Raw genomic sequence first — 19602 nt, 5'->3', positions numbered from 1 at the left:
GAGGGACCGATGAACGATCTCACCGAAATGGCTACCCTGTCCGCCGGCACCGCGCCGGCCGGCGTCGACGCGGCTGTCGCGCGTGCGACCGACGCGCTGCTGGCCGCGCAGAAAGCGGACGGACACTGGGTCTACGAACTCGAAGCCGATTCGACGATTCCCGCCGAATACGTGCTGCTCGTCCACTATCTCGGCGAGACGCCGAACCTCGAGCTCGAACAGAAGATCGGCCGGTATCTGCGCCGCATCCAGCAGGCGGACGGCGGCTGGCCGCTGTTCACCGACGGCGCGCCGAACATCAGCGCGAGCGTGAAGGCGTATTTCGCGCTCAAGGTGATCGGCGACGACGAGAACGCCGAGCACATGCAGCGCGCGCGCCGTGCGATCCACGCGATGGGCGGCGCCGAGATGTCGAACGTGTTCACGCGCATCCAGCTCGCGCTGTACGGCGCGATTCCGTGGCGCGCGGTGCCGATGATGCCGGTCGAGATCATGCTGCTGCCGCAGTGGTTCCCGTTCCACCTGTCGAAGGTGTCGTACTGGGCGCGTACCGTGATCGTGCCGCTGCTCGTGCTGAACGCGAAGCGCCCGCTCGCGAAGAACCCGCGCGGCGTGCGCATCGACGAGCTGTTCATCGATCCGCCCGTCAACGCCGGGCTGCTGCCGCGCCAGGGCCACCAGAGCGCCGGCTGGTTCGCGTTCTTCCGCGTGGTCGACCATGCGCTGCGCGCGGTCGACGGCCTGTTCCCGAGCTATACGCGCGAACGCGCGATCCGCCAGGCCGTGTCGTTCGTCGACGAGCGCCTGAACGGCGAGGACGGCCTCGGCGCGATCTATCCGGCGATGGCCAACGCGGTGATGATGTACGACGTGCTCGGCTACGCGGAAGATCATCCGAACCGCGCGATCGCGCGCAAGGCGCTTGAGAAGCTGCTCGTCGTGCAGGAGGACGAAGCGTATTGCCAGCCGTGCCTGTCGCCGGTGTGGGACACGTCGCTCGCGGCGCACGCGCTGCTCGAAACCGGCGATGCGCGTGCCGAGGAAGCCGTGCTGCGCGGCCTCGACTGGCTGCGCCCGCTGCAGATCCTCGACGTGCGCGGCGACTGGATCTCGCGCCGCCCGAACGTGCGGCCCGGCGGCTGGGCATTCCAGTACGCGAACGCGCACTACCCGGACGTCGACGATACGGCCGTGGTCGTGATGGCGATGGACCGCGCGCAGAAGCTCAGGCAGTCGGACGCGTACCGCGATTCGATGGCGCGCGCACGCGAATGGGTCGTCGGCATGCAGAGCAGCGACGGCGGCTGGGGCGCGTTCGAGCCGGAAAACACGCAGTACTACCTGAACAACATCCCGTTCTCCGATCACGGCGCGCTGCTCGATCCGCCGACGTCCGACGTGTCGGGCCGCTGCCTGTCGATGCTGTCGCAGCTCGGCGAGACGGCCGCGAACAGCGAGCCGGCCCGTCGCGCGCTCGACTACATGCTGAAGGAGCAGGAGCCGGACGGCAGCTGGTACGGCCGCTGGGGGATGAACTACGTGTACGGCACGTGGACCGCGCTGTGCTCGCTGAACGCGGCCGGCCTCGGGCCGGAAGATCCGCGCGTGAAGCGCGGCGCGCAGTGGCTGCTGTCGATCCAGAACAAGGACGGCGGCTGGGGCGAGGACGGCGACAGCTACAAGCTGAACTACCGCGGCTTCGAGCAGGCGCCGAGCACGGCGTCGCAGACGGCCTGGGCGCTGCTCGGCCTGATGGCGGCCGGCGAGGTGAACAACCCGGCCGTTGCGCGCGGCGTCGACTACCTGATCGCCGAGCAGAATGAAGAGGGTCTGTGGGACGAGACGCGCTTCACGGCGACGGGCTTCCCGCGCGTGTTCTACCTGCGCTACCACGGCTATCGCAAGTTCTTCCCGCTGTGGGCGCTCGCGCGCTACCGCAACCTGAAGCGCGACAACGCGACGCGCGTCGCGGTCGGGATGTAACGCGTGGGCGCATCACGGCACAACGGCGCACTGCCCGTCATCGCGGTGACGGGGATGGCGTTCGAGGCGCGCATCGCACGCGGCCACGGCGTCGAGGCCGTATTCGCCGCGCGGGCCGACCGGCTCGAGCGCGCGCTGGCCGACGCGACCGCGCGCGGTTGCGCGGGCATCGTGAGCTTCGGCACGGCGGGCGGGCTCGCGCCCGATCTGGCGCCCGGCGCGCTCGTGATTGCGAACGCCATCGACGGGCCGTTCGGCCGCGTCGAGACCGATGCGGGCTGGAGTACGCGGCTCGTCGCGGCGCTGCACGACACGCCGGTATGGGCGCGCGTCACGCGCGGCACGATCGCAGCGGTCGGCGCGCCGGTCGTCAGCGAACAGGAAAAGGCGTCGCTGCACCACGCGAAGGGCGCGCTCGCCGTCGACATGGAGTCGCACATCGCGGCGGCCTTCGCGGCTGCGCGCGGCGTGCCGTTCGCGGTGTGTCGCGCGATCGTCGATCCGGCGTGGCGCACGTTGCCGCGTGCGGCGACGGCCGGCCTGCGCGACGACGGCAGCACGGCGATCCTGCCGATCCTGCGCGAATTGCTGAAGCAGCCGTCGCAGCTCGGCCCGCTGCTGCAGGTCGCGAGCGATGCGCGCGCGGCGCGCACGACGCTGATCCAGGCACGGCACGCATTCGAGCGTACGGGCGCGATGCGGATCGTCTGAGCGGCACGCGCCGCGTTTCGCTTTCCCACCTCTCTTCGTTTCTCGCGGACAAAAAAAGAGCGCTGCCGATGCAGCGCTCTTTGTCTTGTGCGCCCAGCATGGGCGCACTCTTGTGGGTGCAAGTCCCACCGTAAGTTGATCACAGCGAGCGAAGCGAAGCGCAACTGCGAGAGGGTGACCGATCGTGGGGAGGAAGCGTGGAGCGAAACTGCGAGCCGATGAACAAGAACCGGATAGAAGGCGGCACCGACCAGGGCGAGCGGGCAGGAAACCGCAAAGCTCTTGTGATCAAGGAGCGGTGGCGTAAATCCGGCGGCTGTGCAGTGAAGGAGTGCGTTCTTACCTGGGGAGATCTCGCCTCATGCCTGAAAGGGCAGCGGCGTCGAGCCGGAGCGAGAAGTCAGCAGAGGCCGTAGTAGTCACAGGACAGGCCGGTGAGGCTGAAGCTGGTGACGAAGGGCCAAACGGGAAGGAGTGTTCAGCGTCATGTCGATGCGGCAGGCATTGCGTCAGATGTCCGTGCAAACGGGGCGAGCGGGAAAAGCGCGCGGTGAAGCTGCGCGTGCATCTGCTAGCGACGAAGCTTGCGGCCCGCGGCATGAATCCGGGGACACGGGGTCAGCGCTGCTGGAAGCGGCGCTGACGAGAGGGAACCTGAAGCAGGCGTTCAAACGGGTGCGGGCTAACAGGGGCGCCGCTGGCGTAGACGGCCTGGACATTAACCAGACTGCGCGTCATCTGGTGACGGCGTGGCCTGTGATTCGTGAACAGTTGCTGAAGGGGACGTACCGGCCCAGTCCGGTACGACGGGTAACGATTCCGAAACCGGATGGGGGCGAGCGCGAGCTGGGCATCCCGACGGTAACGGACCGGCTGATCCAGCAGGCGCTGCTACAGGTGCTACAGCCAGTTCTGGACCCTACCTTCAGCGAGTACAGCTACGGCTTCCGTCCGGGACGGCGTGCGCATGACGCGGTGTTAGCCGCGCAATCGTACGTGCAGTCAGGCCGGCGAACCGTGGTGGACGTTGATCTGGAGAAGTTCTTCGACCGGGTCAACCACGACATTCTGATCGATCGTGTACAGAAACGCATTGGCGACGCCGGAGTGATCCGGCTGATCCGGGCGTATCTGAACAGCGGCATCATGGATGACGGAGTGGTCCAGCAGCGGGGTCAGGGCACGCCGCAGGGCGGGCCGCTATCCCCACTGCTGGCCAACGTGCTGCTCGATGAGGTGGACAAGGAACTGGAGCGGCGGGGTCACTGCTTCGTGCGCTACGCCGACGATGCGAATGTTTATGTTCGCAGCCGTCGGGCGGGCGAGCGGGTGATGGCTCTGCTGCGACGCCTGTATGGTCGGCTGCGCCTGAAGGTCAACGAGACCAAGAGCGCAGTGGCGAGTGTGTTTGGACGCAAGTTTCTGGGCTACAGCCTGTGGGTGGCCCCGGGCGGTGTCGTGAAGCGCAAGGTGGCGGCCAAACCGCTACTGGCGTTCAAACACCGCGTTCGTGAACTGACCCGTCGATCTGGCGGGCGGAGTCTGCCAGAGGTGGTGGAACGACTACGGACCTATGTGCAAGGGTGGAAAGCGTACTTCCGGCTCGCGCAAACGCCCCGTGTCTGGTTGGAACTGGACAAGTGGCTGCGGCACCGGTTGCGAGCGATCCAGCTAAAACACTGGCGTCGTGGCACGACCATTTACCGGGAGCTGTGTGCGCTGGGGGCATCGGATGACGTTGCGCGACAGGTGGCGGCCAACAGTCGCTGCTGGTGGCGCAATAGCGACCGGCTGCTCAACAGCGTGCTGACCATCGCATACTTCGACCGGCTGGGTGTACCCCGACTCTCATAACCTCAACTTCCTGAACCGCCCGGTGCGGACCCGCATGCCGGGTGGTGTGGCAGGGGCACGGCCTTATGGCCGTCCCCTATGCCGATTGCGGCGGTTGCCGTTGCAGCGTTACTGCGCGGCCGGACTGCTCGCGGGCATTGCCGGCGCAGCCGGTGCACCGTCGGCGGCCGGCGTGGTCGCCGGGCCCGACGATGCCGGTGCTGGTGCCGCTGCCGGTGCCGCGGCAGGCGCACTCGCGGGCATCGCATGGTCCGCACCCGGATCGTCGTACTGCGGCAATCCCGGCGCGGCCGGCGCGCTGTTCGGCGTGGTGCCCGATGCGCCGCCCGACTCGCCCGGATCCTCGTAGCTCGGCAGCCCCGGCACGGCCGGCGTCGCGGCCGGTGCGGCGCCCGATTCGCCCGGCTCGCTGTAGTTCGGCAGCGTGGTCGACGACGACTGGCTGCGATACGTCAGCGACTTGCGCTGCTGCAGGTACGCGTCGCGCACGAACGAATACGGATCGAGCGCGGCCTGCTTCAGCAGGTCGGTCGCGCCGAGCAGGTCCGAACGCGCGCTGATGAATTGCGCGATGTACATCGGATTGCGTGCGGCCGGCTCGATGTAGTTGAGCAGGTTGAAGCGCACGTCCACCGCGCGGCCGACGCCGTCGCGGACCGTGCTCGGCCCGAACACGGGCAGCACGAGGTACGGGCCGGACGGCACGCCCCAGCGCGCGAGCGTCAGGCCGAAATCCTGGTGATGCTTCGGCAGCCCGGCCGGCGTCGCGATATCGATCAGGCCGGCGACGCCGAACAGCGAGTTCATTGCCACGCGCATCAGATCCTGCGTCGCATCGGTGATGCGCAGCTGCAGCAGGTTGTTCGCCATGTTGCCGAGATCGCCGAGGTTCGAGAAGAAGTTGCTGATCGCGGTGCGCACGGGCGTCGGCGTGATCTTCTGGTAACCCTTCGCGATCGGCACCGCGATGTTCGAATCGACGGCGTCGTTGATCTTGTACATCGTCCGGTTCATCGGCTCGAGCGGGTCGTTCGGATTGCGGTTCGGTCCCGTCGCGCAGCCGGTCAGCATTGCGCTGGCGGCGACGGTCGCCGCAATGATTCGCACCTTATTCATTGATTCCTTGCAATTGGTTCTTGGCGCGTTTGACGCGCGGTTTGCCCATCAGGACGGGCTGGAACACCACGGCGCCGATCAGCGTGCAGGTCAGTGCCAGCGCGAGCAGCTTGCCCATGCTCGACGTGCCCGGGTGGTGCGACAGCCACAGGCTGCCGAATGCGGTCGCCGTCGTCGCGGCGCTGAACAGCACCGCGTGCGTGAGGCTCGAATGCAGCAACCCCGTCTGCCCCGCGCGCCACGCCATCACGAAATACACCTTGAACGCGACGCCGACGCCGAGCATCAGCGGCAGCGCGATGATGTTCGCGAAGTTCAGCGGCATGCCGAGCACGACGCACATCTCGAGCGTCACGACGCCCGACACGAGCAGCGGCACCAGCGTGCGCAGCACGTCGCCGAAGCGGCGCAGCGTGACCCACAGCAGGATCGTGATCGACATGATCGACCACAGCGCCGCATGCAGGAACGCGTTGATGATCGTGTCGGCCGAATGCAGGATCGAGATCGGCCCGCCGGTCGTGCCCGGTTCCGCGGCCTTCACGGTTTTCGCGAAGCGGCGCAGCATCGTGTCGTCGTTCGGGTCGACGCCCTTCGGCACCTTCGGCGAGATCTGCACGAGTGCCTGGCCGTCCGGCGCGACCCAGTCGCGCACGAGTTGCGGCGGCAGCGATTCGCGCGTGATGTCCTGCGGCTGCAGCAGCGCCGCGAGCTGGCCGAGCGCCATGCGCAGCGTATCGGAGAACGCGCGCTCGGCGCGGTCGCGCGTCGCGCTGTCGGCGGCGGCGAGCTTCGCGAGCGATGCGGACAGGTGTTGCGCGGCGGCCGCGCCCGGGCCCGGGTGATCTTCCGCCGCGTAGCCGAGCAGGTCCGACACGCGCTTGAGCGCGGCGACGCGCTGCGCGTCGGTCGCGGGCGGCGCGGCCGGCTGCGTCAGCGCGGGCAGCAGGTCGCTCGCGGCCGCGGCGATCGCCGCACGCTTGGCCGGCTGGTCGGCGGGGATGAAGGTCGACAGCGTGGTCGTGCGGCCGACTTCGGGCAGCGCGTCGAGACGTTTCGCGGCCGCGTCGGCTTCGGCGAGCGACGGCGCGAGCAGCGTGACGTCGTTGACGGCCGCTTCGGGCGAATCCTTCAGCGCGAGCAGCGTCGCCATCGATTCACTGTTCGGATCCTTCAGGTTCAGCGGATTGAAGTCGAAGCGCAGGAACGCGAGCAGCGGCAGCGCGCCGATCACGACCACGAGCGTGCCGATCAGGATCGGCTTGCGATGGCGATCGAGAAAATCGTCGACCGGCGCGAGCCACGGGAAGCCCGGCGTCTTCGATTCGCCCGGCGGTGCGAACAGGCGCAGCAGCGCGGGCAGCAGCGTGAGCGTGGTCAGCAGGGCGACGAACATCCCGACGCCCGCGATCAGGCCGAGCTCGGACACGCCGCGATAGGCGGTGGGGATGAACGAGAAGAAGCTTGCCGCGACGGCCGCGGTGGCCAGCGCGAGCGGCATGCCCATCGAGTGCGCGGCGCCGATCAGCGCGTGATCGATGCGCGGATCGCGGAAGCGCTCCTCGCGGTACTTCACGCCGTACTGGATCGAGAAGTCGACGCCGAGGCCCACGAACAGCACCATGAACGCGACCGAGATCATGTTCAGCGAGCCGACCATCGCGAGGCCGAGCGCGGCGGTCACGACGAGCCCGACGAACAGCGTGACGAGCACCGAGCCGATCATCCGCTTCGAGCGCAGCGCAAGCCACAGGATGACGAGCACGGCGAGCAGCGTGAGCGCGCCGTTGAGCGCCGCGCCGTCCTCGACCGATGCGAATTCGTCGTCGGCGAGCGGCTGTTCGCCGGTCAGGCGCACGGCCGCGCCGTAACGCTTCTCGAGGTCGAGCGAACGGGCAGCGTCGCGGATCACCTGGCTGGTTTCCGCACCGGCCTTCAGCGCGCCGTAGTTGACCACGGGCTGCACGGTGACGAATGCGCGCGCGGGCTGCCGCGCGGCGTCGCTGTCGACCAGCGCGCGCCACGAGAACGCGGCCGGCTTGCCGGCCAGCACGTCGTCGACCGTCGCGGCGCTGCGCGCGAGCAGCTTGGCCATCGCGGGCAGCTTCACCTGGCCGGTCAGGAGCGGCTGGCCGAGCGTGGTGGCCAGCGTCGTCGCGAGCCCGGTCAGGCTCGGGTTCTTCGCGAGTTCGTTGACGAGCGGGCGCGCGCTCGCGAGCTGCGACGTCGTATCGGAGACTTCCTGCGGCGACAGGAACAGCAGCCCGTTGTGCTCGAAGAACGGCCCGCCGCCGGGCTCGGCGACCTGGCCGATGCGGCCGGCTTCGGCCTGCTTCTGCAGCGCTTCGGTCAGCACATGCGCGGCGGCATTCGCGAATTCGGGCGCGGGCGCTTCGACGACCGCGAGGATCGTGCCGTTGCGTTGCGGGAACGCTTTGTCGACGGCCTGGCCGAGCGCGGCCCATTGCGGTTCCGCATCGACGAGCTTGCTGATGTCGGTGTTGATCTTGAAATGCTGCGCGACGTAGACACCGCTGAGGGCAGCGATGACGAGCGACAGGACGACGACCCAGACGGGACGGCGCACCGACCACGCAACGAGTCGGACGATGAGAGATGTCACCATGTGGCGGTGGGGAGCGGCTGGCAAGGGCAAAGTAGCCAAGTATACCGGCGCGGCGTGGCGAAAGACGTGACGTTGCGGGTTTCGGGGCGGGAAGGAGATTTGTTCGCGGCGGCGGAATCGATGGCGGTGGTCGGCTGTTTTGTAAGGGGATATTCACATAATCGACGCTACCCTGCCGCGCCGCCCCTCCGCCCGCACCTGTGACAAACGAAGCTGAAAGGTAACAGTCGGTCACGGCGCGGCAACCGGGCGTCGGGCCCGGTATACTTTGCTCCACCGGCCGACGCCAAGAGCCGGTCGTTTTTTCCCATTGAGTGCGATATCGATATCCGTATGAAACGTCATCTGTTTGCTTTCGTCGCGGCCGCCGCCGTGTCGGTTTCCGCTTTCGCGCAGAGCGCGCCGGTCGATATCGTCCGCAATGCGGTCGAGGGCACCGTCACCGCGATGAAGGCCGATCCGGCCGCACGCGGCGGCGACATGGCGAAGGTCACGCAGGTCGTCGAGCAGCGTTTCCTGCCCGCGACCAACTTCGAGCGCACGACCCGCATCGCCGTCGGCGACGCGTGGAAGCAGGCGACGCCGGATCAGCAACAGGAGCTGTACAAGCAGTTCAAGCTGCTGATGACGCGCACCTATGCCGCGTCGCTCGCGCAGCTCGGCGGCCAGGACGCGAAGTTCTCGTTCAAGGCCGGCGGCGCGTCGGGCGCCGACGCGCTCGTGCAGTCGACGGTGACGACGCCGGGCGACAGCCAGTCGGTCGGCTATCGTCTCGGCAAGGTCGGCAACGACTGGAAGATCTACGACATCGACATGTCGGGCGCGTGGCTGATCCAGGTCTACCAGGGCCAGTTCAAGAGCCAGCTCGCGTCGGGCGGGATCGCCGGGCTGATCGCTTATCTGCAGAAGCACAATTCGCGGACGAACTGACGGCCGCGCGGTCCGCAGTCCGGATGCATGACGGGCGCCCTGGTGCGCCCTTTTTCGTTGCGGGCCGCGCGTGCGGCACCCGCCCGTCGCGCGTTATTCGCCGGCGCCGAGCATCCGCAGGCAATCGCGGACGACGGCGTCGTGCGTGACGTCTTCGCAGGCGGAACGATGCGGCGTGCAGGCCGGTTGGTCGCGTCTTGCGCAGCGGATCGCCGCGTCGGGCGTGCCTACCGCCGCCGATGCTCGACCGCGAACTTGATCAGCTCGGCCTGCCCTTCGATCTCGAGCTTGCGCTTCAAATTGAGCCGGTGCGTTTCGACCGTGCGCACCGACAGCCCCGTCTGCTGCGCGATCTGCTTGCTCGACAACCCCTCGGCCAGCGCGTCGAGGATGTCGCGTTCGCGCGGCGTCAGGCGATCGAGCGGCGATGCGGTCGCGCTCGCGTGAATCATCCGCGCGGCAAGCCCTTCGCTGAAGAACGTCTGTCCGGCCAGCACCGCGCCGATCGCGCGGACGATCTCGCTCGCGGGCGAATCCTTCAGCAGGTAGCCGCTCGCGCCGGCACGCACGGCCTGCGTCACGTATTCGACGTTGTCGTGCATCGACAGCATCAGCACGCGGATGCCGGGAAAACGCTCGTGGAACACGCCCGACAGCGCGATGCCGTTCATCCCGTTCATGCCGACGTCCATCAGTGCGAGATCGGGTTCGAGCGACGCGGCGAGCGCGAGCGCCTCGTCGGCGTTGCCGGCCTCGCCGACCACGGACAGGTCGGCTGCTTCGAGGCGCATCCGCAAGCCGTCGCGCACGAGCGGGTGATCGTCGACGAGCAGCAATCGGGCAGCGGGCCGGGCGGTGTCGGGGGCGCTCATGCGAAAAGTCTCCTGTTATGGGGTGCGTCGTCACGCGTCGCCGCGCAGCGGCACACGTGCGGCGACGATCGTGTGGCCGACCTGCGACGAGATCGTCAGCATGCCGCCGAGCGCGTCGAGGCGCTCGCGCATGTTGCGCAGGCCGATGCCGCGGCGCGCGTCGGCCTGCGAGCGTTCGGCGTCGAAGCCGCAGCCGTTGTCGGCGATGGTCAGCGTGACGGAGTGCGCGCCGACGTCGAGCGTGACGGCCGCGCGCGTCGCCTGCGCATGATGCACGATGTTGCTGAGCGCTTCCTGCGCGATCCGGAACAGCGCGGTGTTGACCGCCTCGGGCAGCGGCCGCGTGCCGCTGTGCGCGACCTGCGTATAGCCGATGTCGATGCCGCTTTCGGCGCCGAGCTCGCGGACGAGCTGCTCGAGCGCGGCCGCGAGACCGAGATCGTCGAGCATCGACGGACGCAGCGCATGCGAGATGCGCCGCACTTCGCGCAGCGTGTCGCCGAGCCGCCCGACGCCGGACACGAGCGCCTGTTCGGCCTCGGGCACGCGCGACGTGCCGCGTTCGAAGCGCGCGAGCGCGGATTCGAGCATCAGCTTCGCCGACACCATCATCTGGCTGATCCCGTCGTGCAGTTCGCGCGACAGCCGAGCGCGCTCCTGCTCCTGCGATTCGACGACGCGCTGCGCGAGCAGCTTGAGCTTCGCGTCGGCGCTGCGCGACTCGCTGACGTTCAGCACCAGCGCGCACACGGCGATCGCCGCCGCGCCCGTGAGCGCGATCGCGGTGAGCCAGCTCATCGTGCGCTCGATGTTCGCGGACGCGCGCGCGTCGATGCGCTGCAGCGCGGTGTCGACGTCGTCGAGATAGATGCCCGTGCCGACCATCCAGCCCCAGCGTTCGAGCGCGACGACGTAGCCGAGCTTCGGCGCGACGCGGCCCGTCGACGGCCGCTGCCATGCATAGCGCACGTAGCCGCCGCCGTGCGACGCCGCGCCGATCAGCTTCTGGATCGTCAGCGCGCCCTGCGGATCGCGCATCGACCAGAAGTTGTGGCCGACGCGCTCGGGCTCGCGCGGGTGCATCAGCGCATTGCCGTGCAGGTCGTACACGAAGAAATAGCCGTCGGGCCCGAAATCCATCTTCTGCAGCATCGCGAGCGCCTGCGTGCGCAGCAGCGCGTCGTCGCGCGCATTGCGGCCGCTCGCGTCGTAGAGCGGCATGATCGCGCTCGTCGCGAGCTCGACGTAGTGCTTCAGCTCGACTTCCTTGCTCGACAGGTACGCGGCCTGGATCGTCGCGTGCTGCGTGCGCGCGAGCGACGTCGCCTGCTGGCGCACGCCGAAGCCGATGCCGGCGATCGCGAGCAGGAACGGCACGATGGCCAGAAGGAAGATCTTTGCCTTGAGTCTCATGGTGGTGCGAAGCGGCCGCGAACCGGTGCGGCCGGCCAGGTGCGGCCGGCCGGGCGCGTCAGCCGCGCGGCGGCGCGGCGGCGTATCGAGCCGACATTGTCGGCGATTTTGCACGCGGGCGGCTGCGACCGGGCGGCCGCCCCGCCGCAGCGCGGGGCCCGGGCGCTCAGGCCCGCCGCGACTCGAGATCGTCGGAGGGCGCGGGCGTCAGTACGACGATGCGGTTGCGCCCGCTTTCCTTCGCGCGATACAGCGCATCGTCGGCGAGCTTCAGCGCGGCCTGCATGTCGTTGTCGAGTTCGGGATAGCTCGTCGTCACGCCGATGCTGACCGTCAGGCGGCCGGCCGTGCCGGCGTCGTGCCGGATGCCGAGATCGAGGATGCCGGTGCGGATCGTCTCTGCGATCGTCACCGCGCCGTCCGTGTCGACGTCGGGCAGCACGACGACGAACTCCTCGCCGCCGTAGCGCGCCGCATAGTCGGCCGGGCGGCGCAGGCAGCCGGCGATGCAATGGCCGACCGCGGCGAGCGCGTCGTCGCCGGCCTGATGGCCCTGCGTGTCGTTGTAGCGCTTGAAGTAGTCGACATCGATGAACAGCAGCGACAGCGCAAGCTGCGAGCGCGCGGCGCGGCGCCATTCGCGCGCGAGCGTGACGTCGAGCATCCGGCGGTTGTCGAGGCCCGTAAGGCCGTCGGTGCGCGCGAGCGCCTGCAGTTCGGTTTCCGCGCGATGGCGCTTGCGCAGCTGCACGTCGAGCAGCAGCGACAGGCCGACGAAGCCGATCGCGAGCGCGCCCATCGCGGAGCCGACCGGAATCGCGCGGTCGTACCACGCGGCGTAGGTGTCCGCTTCCGACCGCGCAACCATGATGATGAGCGGCAGGTGATCGAGGTGCCGGAACACGTACAGGCGCCGCACGCCGTCGATCGACGCGGTATCGGCGAAGCTGCCTTCGCTGGCGGTCATGAAATGCCGGAACGTGCTGGCGCGGCTGATGTCGCGGCCGACGATCTTAGGGTCGTACGGTTCGCGCGCAAGCATCAGGCCGCTCGTGTTCATCAGCGCGACCGAGCCGCGGTCGCCGAGAGACAGGCGCGAGAACAGGTTCTGGAAATATTCGAGCCGGATCGACATCACCGCGACGCCGCCGAACGACCCGTCGGGCTTCGTGATCCGCCGGCTGAGCGCGATGCTCGGCGAGCCGCCACGCAGCCGCGAATGGTACGGGTTGCTGACGTACAGGCCGACGTCGGGGTGGTCGCGGTGGACGGTGAAGTACGGTTCGTTGCCGAAGTTGGCCTTGCGGGGCACGTCGCTCATGCCGTCGACCGCGATGTCGCCTTTGGCGTCGAGCACGTAGATGCCGCCGAGGTACTTGGCCGTCGTCGCGCGGTCGAACAGCACTTGGCGGCGCAGCGACATCGGCAGCGCGACGACCGCGGGGTCGTTCTCGCCTTCGACGACGGCCTGCAGCGACAGCGAATAGATCTCGATGTTGCGCTCGATGTCCCACGACGCCATCAGCGCGAGGTTCTGCTGCATCGCGCGCGAGCGGTCGCGCGCGTCGATGCGGCCTTCGTACAGCAGGACCCCGCACAGGATCAGCAGGATCAGCGCGATCAGCAGCCCCGTATAGAAGATCAGGTGCGGCAGCAGGAACCGGCGCAGATGAGCGGCGACACGGCGCGTCAGGCCGGATTCGCTGGGCATTGCGTAGTCGGTTTCTGCCATGGTCCGTGGATCGATGGGCATCGTCGCCGGGCGGCGGGCCGATGCGATTGTTCGTATGACGTGTCGACGGCGATCCGGTGCGCGGCCCTTCCGGCGCCTTCTTCCCGCCCGGCGGAGAAAGTGGACACCGATTATCGATATTCGCGGCCAGATATACCGGTAAATTGTGCATTCATCGGCGACATCTGCCGCGATTCGATGATCCGACGAATCGGGCGGCGCGGATTCAACGGAGTATAACGCGCGCATTCGCGTGCGCGGAAAATGTTGCGGCCCGTTGATCCGGATCAAATTACAGTGAAATCCCGGGCTTGCAAATATCGGGGAAAGCGTTACTGCGCAAGGCTTTGCCGCGTGACGGGTGCAAGCGCGCCGCGTACGGCCGCCGATTCAGGTGAATTAACGGCCGGCGCATGCAAAACTTGAAAGCACGCAATATGTGCCGATTATCGGTTTCAACGGCCGCGCGAACGTAAGAATGAAAACGGGCGGCCATGGAGGCCGCCCGTTTCGTGGCGCCGGCATGCGGGACGGGCCCGCATGCGCATGCTCAGGCGCCGTGCTGTTGCGCCTTGTACGCGAGCCGGAACCGGTGCAGCAGCGGCTCGGTATAGCCGCTCGGCTGCGACGTGCCCTGCAGCGCGAGCGCGCACGCGGCCTTGAACGCGGTCGACTGGTCGTAGCCGGGCGCCATCGGGCGATAGTTCGGGTCGCCGGCGTTCTGCTGGTCGACGACGCGCGCCATCCGCTTGAACACGTCGAGCACGAAGGCCTCGGTGATCACGCCGTGGCGCAGCCAGTTCGCGATGTGCTGGCTCGAAATGCGCAGCGTCGCGCGGTCTTCCATCAGGCCGACGTCGTGGATGTCCGGCACCTTCGAGCAGCCGACGCCCTGTTCGACCCAGCGCACGACGTAGCCGAGGATGCCCTGCGCGTTGTTCTCGACCTCGCTCAGGATCTCGTCTTCGCTCCATTCGGCGCGCTCGACGACCGGCACGGTCAGCAGGCCCTCGAGCAGCGTGTCGCGCTCGCTCGCGTACGGCGTCTTTTCGAGTTCCTGCTGGACGGCCTGCACGTCGACGAGGTGGTAGTGCAGTGCGTGCAGCGTCGCGGCGGTCGGCGACGGCACCCACGCGGTGTTCGCACCCGCGCGCGGATGCGCGATCTTCTGCTCGAGCATTGCGTGCATCAGGTCCGGCATCGCCCACATGCCCTTGCCGATCTGCGCGCGGCCGCGCAGGCCGGCCGACAGGCCCGCGAGCACGTTGTTGCGCTCGTACGACGTGATCCACGCCGACGACTTCATGTCGCCCTTGCGGATCATCGGGCCCGCTTCCATCGCGGTGTGCATCTCGTCGCCGGTGCGGTCGAGGAAGCCGGTGTTGATGAACGCGACCCGCGCGGCGGCCGCCGCGATGCACGCGGCGAGGTTCACGCTGGTGCGGCGCTCCTCGTCCATGATGCCCATCTTCAGCGTGTTGCGCGGCAGGCCGTACAGATCCTCGATGCGTGCGAACAGCGTATCGGCGAACGCGACTTCGACCGGGCCGTGCATCTTCGGCTTCACGATGTAGATCGAGCCCGTGCGCGAATTGCGCTTCGCCTTCAGGTCGTGCAGCGCGCACAGCGTCGTGACGACGCCGTCGAGGATCCCTTCCGGAATCTCGTTGCCGTCGCGGTCGAGCACTGCGCCGTTGGTCATCAGGTGGCCGACGTTGCGCACGAACAGCAGCGAGCGGCCGTGCAGCGACAGCGTGCCGCCGTCGGGCGTCGCGTACTCGCGGTCGGCGTTCAGGCGGCGTGTGAAGGACTTGCCGCCCTTCGCGACTTCCTCGACCAGCGTGCCCTGCATCAGGCCGAGCCAGTTGCGGTAGAGCTGGACCTTGTCGTCGGCGTCGACCGCCGCGACCGAATCCTCGCAGTCGATGATCGTGCTGACCGCGGCTTCGAGCACGACGTCCTTCACGTTCGCGAGATCGGCGCGGCCGATCGGCGTCGACGCATCGATCTGGATCTCGAGGTGCAGGCCGTGGTGCTTCAGCAGGATTGCGGACGGTGCGTCGGCCGCACCCTGGTAGCCGACGAACTGCGCGGGTTGCGCGAGATGCACGACACCCTTGCCGGTTTCGACGGCGAGCTGGCCGTCCTGCACGCGGTAGCGCAGCGCGTCGCTGTGCGAGCCGCTCGCGAGCGGCGCCGCGTTGTCGAGCACGTTGCGCGCGTAGTCGATCACGCGCTGGCCGCGCGTCGGGTTGTAGGTCGCGGTGCGTTCGGCGCCGCCGTCTTCAGGCAGCGCGTCGGTGCCGTACAGTGCGTCGTACAGGCTGCCCCAGCGGGCGTTCGCGGCGTTCAGCGCATAACGCGCGTTCGACAGCGGCACGACGAGCTGCGGGCCGGCCTGCGTGGCGATCTCGCTGTCGACGTTCGCGGTGGCTGCCGCGACGTTCGACGGGACCGGCACGAGGTAGCCGATCTGTTCGAGGAACGCGCGATACGCGGCGTGGTCGCGCACGGGGCCGGGGTGCGCGCGGTGCCAGGCATCGAGTTCCTGCTGCAGGCGGTCGCGTTCCGCGAGCAGTTCGCGGTTGCGCGGCGCCAGGTCGTGCACCAGGGCCGAGAACCCGCTCCAGAACGCGGCCTGGTCGATGCCGGTGCCCGGCAGCGCTTCGTTTTCAATGAACTGGCTCAGCGCTGGCGCGACTTGCAGTCCTGCTTGGTCGATCATCGTTAATCCTCCCGGGGAAAAATGCGCGCGCGCGGCTAGAGGGCCTGCTCACGCTAATAACGGGCTTGCGAACGAGCCTTGCCGGTCGTAGTGCAAGGAGCAAGGAGCGCCGTTTGGCCGAGCCAAACAAGCGACGCGCGACGCCGCAATGCGGCCGGCAAGGCTCGTTCCCGTGATTTAAAAAAACCATTTATGGGGCTGGCCACCAGAAGGGCCGATCGCTGCGTCATGCTCCTTGCGAATACGTCGAGTATTCGCTTCGTCGCAGTCCTTGCGCTCGGCCCTTCTGGTGGCCAGCGCAAGCCCGTTATTAGCGTGAGCAGGCCCTCCTTTATTCCGCGACGCTTTGTGTGCCGGCGCGGGCGATCTGCGCGTCCTGTTCGGACTTTACGCCAGACACGCCGATCGCACCCGCAATCCGGCCGCCGACCGTGACCGGCACGCCGCCTTCGAGCAACCCCGTCAGCGGCACGCTGAGAAACGCGGTGCGGCCACCGTTGATCATATCCTCATACGCCTTCGTCTCGCGACGGCCGAGCGCCGCCGCGCGCGCCTTGTCCTGAGCGATGTAAGAACTGGCCGGCGATGCGCCGTTCAGCCGTGCGAACGCGAGCAGGTGGCCGCCGTCGTCGACGACGGCGATCGACACGGCCCAGCCGTGACGCTCCGCTTCCGCGCGGGCGGCGGCGAGCATGCGGTCGGCATCGGCGAGTTCGAGTTCGGGTTTCGTCTGCATGGATGTCCTCCGGAACCAGGTCAATTGACGAGCCGGTTGTCGACGAGCTCGATCCAGTGGCGCACGGGCGTGCGTCCCGCGCCGTTAAGGTGAGTCTGGCAGCCGACGCCGGCCGTGACAATCAGGTCCGGCCGCGCGGCTTCGAGCGCGTCGAGCCGGTTGTCGCGCAGTTTCGTCGCGAGTTCGGGCTGCGTCAGCGAATACGTGCCGGCCGAGCCGCGGCACGGATGGCCGTCGGCGACATTCGTCAGATCGAAGCCGAGCCGCGTCAGGATGCTTTCGACCGCGCTGCCGAGGCGCTGCGCGTGCTGCAGCGTGCACGGGCAGTGGACCGCCACGCGACGCAGCGTGGCGTCGCATCGGTCAGCGCGTCGAGCGGCTCGTGCGCTCGACGTTGCGGCTCGAAGGGTGGACGTGAGCGGGCGCCGGATCGTTCGCGCGATGATGTGAATCAAGCAAAGTGCGTTGCCGATGCGGCGCCACAATGGAATATGTCACAATGTGATCCATTCGATGTGCCCGTCGTCATGACCTGCGCACATCCGCGCAGCACGCGTTTCGAGCCGTCGAGCGTGACGCGCCGCCGATCCTGACAGGAGGATGCCGCATGTCGATTCCGACGCGTGGCGACGGGCCCGACGCCCGCGCCGACCCGATTCCGCATGAACGCCGCACCGCGCTGCTGGCGGCGCTCGACGAACTGCTGGAGGCCGAGCGCGCGGGCGCGCGGGTCGCTTCCGAGACGGCGGCCGAGGTGACGGATGATCCCGAACTGCATCGGCTGATCGCACATATCCGCCAGGACGAAGCGCACTGGTGCAGCGTGCTCGTCGACGCGATCCGGTCGCTCGACGCGACGCCGACGCGTGCCACCGGTACGTTCTACGAAAAGGCGATGGCGATCGACGATCTGGCGGAGCGCCTGGCGTTCCTGAACCGTGGCCAGCGCTGGGTCGTCCGCAAGCTGCAGACGCTGCTGCCGACGCTCGCGGATCCGGACATGCACCACGCGCTGTCGCTGATGCTGGTTGCGCACGAGAAGAACATCGGCGCAGTGGACGTGCGGTTGCGCGATGGAGAATCGGGCCGCGGGTAACGGCGGCCGCACAAACAAGTGCTTCGCGGAATGGCGGGGAACGCAGGCAAAGGGGCGGCCGGCCACGAAGCGCCACTCGCCAATCGGGCCGCCCGGCCGCATCGACATCCGGCCCGTCGTGTAAACAGACGTTCGATTGACGAATACGAAAATTGCGTCACTGACCGTTCCCGTCATCCGCAACGCTCGGATTACGTTCGTAAGAACCGGTTTCGATTCAATTCAACGATCTATTTACTGCACGCGATTCTATGATGTCCGGCCGGTATCAAATGCAAATCGCTATGCATATACTGGATTGATCCGACGGAATCCGGGGGGAGACGATGAGCATCGCCGCATCCGCAAACGAGCCGGCCGCCGCCATCCAGCTCATCACCAAGGTATACACCAGGCTGCTGCTCGCCGGCTTCGCGTTGGTGCCGGCATTTCTGATCGCGTACTTCTATTTCTTTCAGAACCCCTCGCTGAAATTCGAGAATCACGCATTCCACGAGCTGGCGATCGCAGCCGCGACGCTCGAAGGTGTGTTCGTCACCTACGTATGCTGGCGTTGTTATCGCTTGTCGGGAGAGCCGCTGCTGCGTTGGCTTACGCTCGGCTTTCTGGGCTTTTCGCTGATCTACGCATTGCACGGCGCCTTCACCGGCATGGCGCATCACAATATCTGGCTCTTCCTGTTGTATGGGCCGGCCTCGCGCCTCGTCATGTCCATCTTGATCTTTGTAGGACAGCTCTCGTACAGTCGGTCGGCGGACGGCGAGGCTTTCCGCGTCGATCGTCGGGCGTGGGCGACATGGGTCGTCGCGTTCGTGCTGATCGATGTGCTGGTGGCCTGGGTCGCGTACTCGCCATTTGCCGGCAGTCCGTGGGTTCGCCTGTCGATGGAAGGCGGTGCACTCGCCTTTTCGACCATCAACGTCATCGCGCTGGTGGTGCGGCGCATCCACACCCCGCTCATGCTGATCTACGGCATCTCGGTTTCGTCGTTCGCGCTCTCGTCGCTTGCGTTCATCCTGGGCCGCCCGTGGAACCATATGTGGTGGCTCGCACATGTGATCTTCGCCGGGGGATTTTTCCTGCTGAGTTACGGTGTCGTGCAGGCATTTCACACAACGCGCTCGTTCTCGACCATCTATAGCCAGGAAGAGCTGTTCGCCCGCTTGCGCGAAGCGATGGCCCGCACGGAACGCGCGTTGCAGGAACTGCAGCGAACCAACGAGAAACTCGAATACATGGCCGCGACCGATCCTTTGACCGGCGCGGCCAACCGGCGGCGGTTCATCGAACGCGTCGAGGCGGAAATTGCCCGTGCGAGGCGAAACGGCGCACCGTTCTCGCTGCTTTCACTCGACCTCGACCACTTCAAGGCAATCAACGATAGCTATGGGCATCAGACGGGCGACCAGGTCCTGCAACGCTTCGTCAAGAAATGCCTCGACGCGATCCGCCCGTACGACGGCGTGGCGCGGGTGGGCGGCGAAGAATTCATGGTCTTGTTGCCGCAGGCCGCTCTGGATACTGCCCGCACGGTCGGCGAGCGCATTCGCGCAGCGATTGCCGGCGCGCCATTCGAGAATGGCGATGGCAAACCGATCGAGGTCACGGTGAGCGTCGGCATATCGGAGTTTGGCCGTGACGGGGAGACGATCGACGCGATTCTGCGCAAGGCAGACGAGCGCTTGTATCAGGCCAAGCATCAGGGGCGAAACCGCGTGATTGCTGCGTAGCGCGCCGAGAGCGGGGGCTCGAAAGACGCAGAACCGGTGCGCGGGCCGCTACCGGCCAGCCATTTGACCGTTGAACAC

Annotated in this window: 12 protein-coding genes and 2 pseudogenes; 6 read left to right on the top strand and 8 right to left on the bottom strand. The window is 67.5% G+C overall.

Annotated elements, in window-relative coordinates:
- Positions 1-9 precede the first annotated feature (9 nt).
- The 3 genes from shc (at position 10) to ltrA (ending at position 4548) form a co-directional block, all read left to right on the top strand.
- On the top strand, positions 10-1983 hold the full coding sequence (gene shc / locus LXM88_RS29895; RefSeq protein WP_262542944.1) for a squalene--hopene cyclase: 1974 nt from the start codon (positions 10-12) through the stop codon (positions 1981-1983).
- Positions 1984-2037: 54 nt separating this feature from the next.
- Positions 2038-2694 (top strand): phosphorylase, encoded by a 657-nt coding sequence (locus LXM88_RS29890; RefSeq protein WP_412524174.1) that lies wholly within the window; start codon positions 2038-2040, stop codon positions 2692-2694.
- A 486-nt stretch (positions 2695-3180) separates the two neighbouring features.
- Positions 3181-4548 (top strand): group II intron reverse transcriptase/maturase, encoded by a 1368-nt coding sequence (gene ltrA / locus LXM88_RS29885; protein WP_262536617.1) that lies wholly within the window; start codon positions 3181-3183, stop codon positions 4546-4548.
- 108 nt (positions 4549-4656) lie between these two features.
- Here the strand turns inward: ltrA and LXM88_RS29880 are convergent, their stop codons facing one another.
- Together LXM88_RS29880 and LXM88_RS29875 are read right to left on the bottom strand one after the other, a co-directional pair.
- On the bottom strand, positions 4657-5664 hold the full coding sequence (locus tag LXM88_RS29880) for an MlaA family lipoprotein (RefSeq protein WP_262542942.1): 1008 nt from the start codon (positions 5662-5664) through the stop codon (positions 4657-4659).
- On the bottom strand, positions 5657-8290 hold the full coding sequence (locus LXM88_RS29875; protein WP_262542941.1) for an MMPL family transporter: 2634 nt from the start codon (positions 8288-8290) through the stop codon (positions 5657-5659). Before LXM88_RS29875 ends, LXM88_RS29880 begins: the two co-directional genes overlap by 8 nt.
- Positions 8291-8623: 333 nt before the next feature.
- Between LXM88_RS29875 and LXM88_RS29870 the strand changes: the two genes are divergently transcribed.
- The gene (locus tag LXM88_RS29870) at positions 8624-9220 is read left to right on the top strand and encodes an MlaC/ttg2D family ABC transporter substrate-binding protein (protein WP_047902115.1); all 597 of its coding nucleotides are present in this window, start codon (positions 8624-8626) and stop codon (positions 9218-9220) included.
- Positions 9221-9447: 227 nt separating this feature from the next.
- Here LXM88_RS29870 and LXM88_RS29865 read toward each other — a convergent pair whose 3' ends face one another.
- The 6 genes and pseudogenes from LXM88_RS29865 to LXM88_RS29840 all read right to left on the bottom strand — a co-directional run.
- Positions 9448-10092, bottom strand: coding sequence for a response regulator (locus LXM88_RS29865; protein WP_262542940.1), 645 nt, complete (start codon positions 10090-10092; stop codon positions 9448-9450).
- 30 nt (positions 10093-10122) lie between these two features.
- Positions 10123-11505 (bottom strand): cache domain-containing protein, encoded by a 1383-nt coding sequence (locus LXM88_RS29860; protein WP_262542939.1) that lies wholly within the window; start codon positions 11503-11505, stop codon positions 10123-10125.
- A gap of 166 nt (positions 11506-11671) precedes the next feature.
- Positions 11672-13237, bottom strand: coding sequence for a sensor domain-containing diguanylate cyclase (locus LXM88_RS29855; RefSeq protein ID WP_262542938.1), 1566 nt, complete (start codon positions 13235-13237; stop codon positions 11672-11674).
- 550 nt (positions 13238-13787) lie between these two features.
- Entirely contained in the window at positions 13788-15962 is a 2175-nt protein-coding gene (locus LXM88_RS29850) for a malate synthase G (RefSeq protein WP_262542937.1), read from the bottom strand.
- A 331-nt stretch (positions 15963-16293) separates the two neighbouring features.
- Positions 16294-16698 (bottom strand): GlcG/HbpS family heme-binding protein, encoded by a 405-nt coding sequence (locus LXM88_RS29845; protein ID WP_262542936.1) that lies wholly within the window; start codon positions 16696-16698, stop codon positions 16294-16296.
- A 20-nt stretch (positions 16699-16718) separates the two neighbouring features.
- Positions 16719-17054 (bottom strand): annotated as a pseudogene (locus tag LXM88_RS29840) (heterodisulfide reductase-related iron-sulfur binding cluster); the annotation flags it as partial.
- 299 nt (positions 17055-17353) lie between these two features.
- On the opposite strand from LXM88_RS29840, the pseudogene LXM88_RS29835 reads away from it, so the two are divergent.
- Together LXM88_RS29835 and LXM88_RS29830 are read left to right on the top strand one after the other, a co-directional pair.
- Positions 17354-17794: pseudogene (locus tag LXM88_RS29835) on the top strand (DUF6306 domain-containing protein); the annotation flags it as partial.
- Between the two features lie 326 nt (positions 17795-18120).
- Positions 18121-19524 carry a GGDEF domain-containing protein gene (locus LXM88_RS29830; protein ID WP_262542934.1) on the top strand — a complete coding sequence of 468 codons (1404 nt, stop codon included), beginning with the start codon at positions 18121-18123 and terminating at the stop codon, positions 19522-19524.
- The last annotated feature ends 78 nt before the right edge of the window (positions 19525-19602 follow it).

This window comes from Burkholderia sp. S-53 (assembly GCF_025560745.1).
Taxonomy (GTDB): domain Bacteria; phylum Pseudomonadota; class Gammaproteobacteria; order Burkholderiales; family Burkholderiaceae; genus Burkholderia; species Burkholderia pyrrocinia.
The sequence above is the reverse complement of the archived record's forward strand: the minus strand, read 5'-3'. Positions and strand labels throughout refer to the sequence as shown.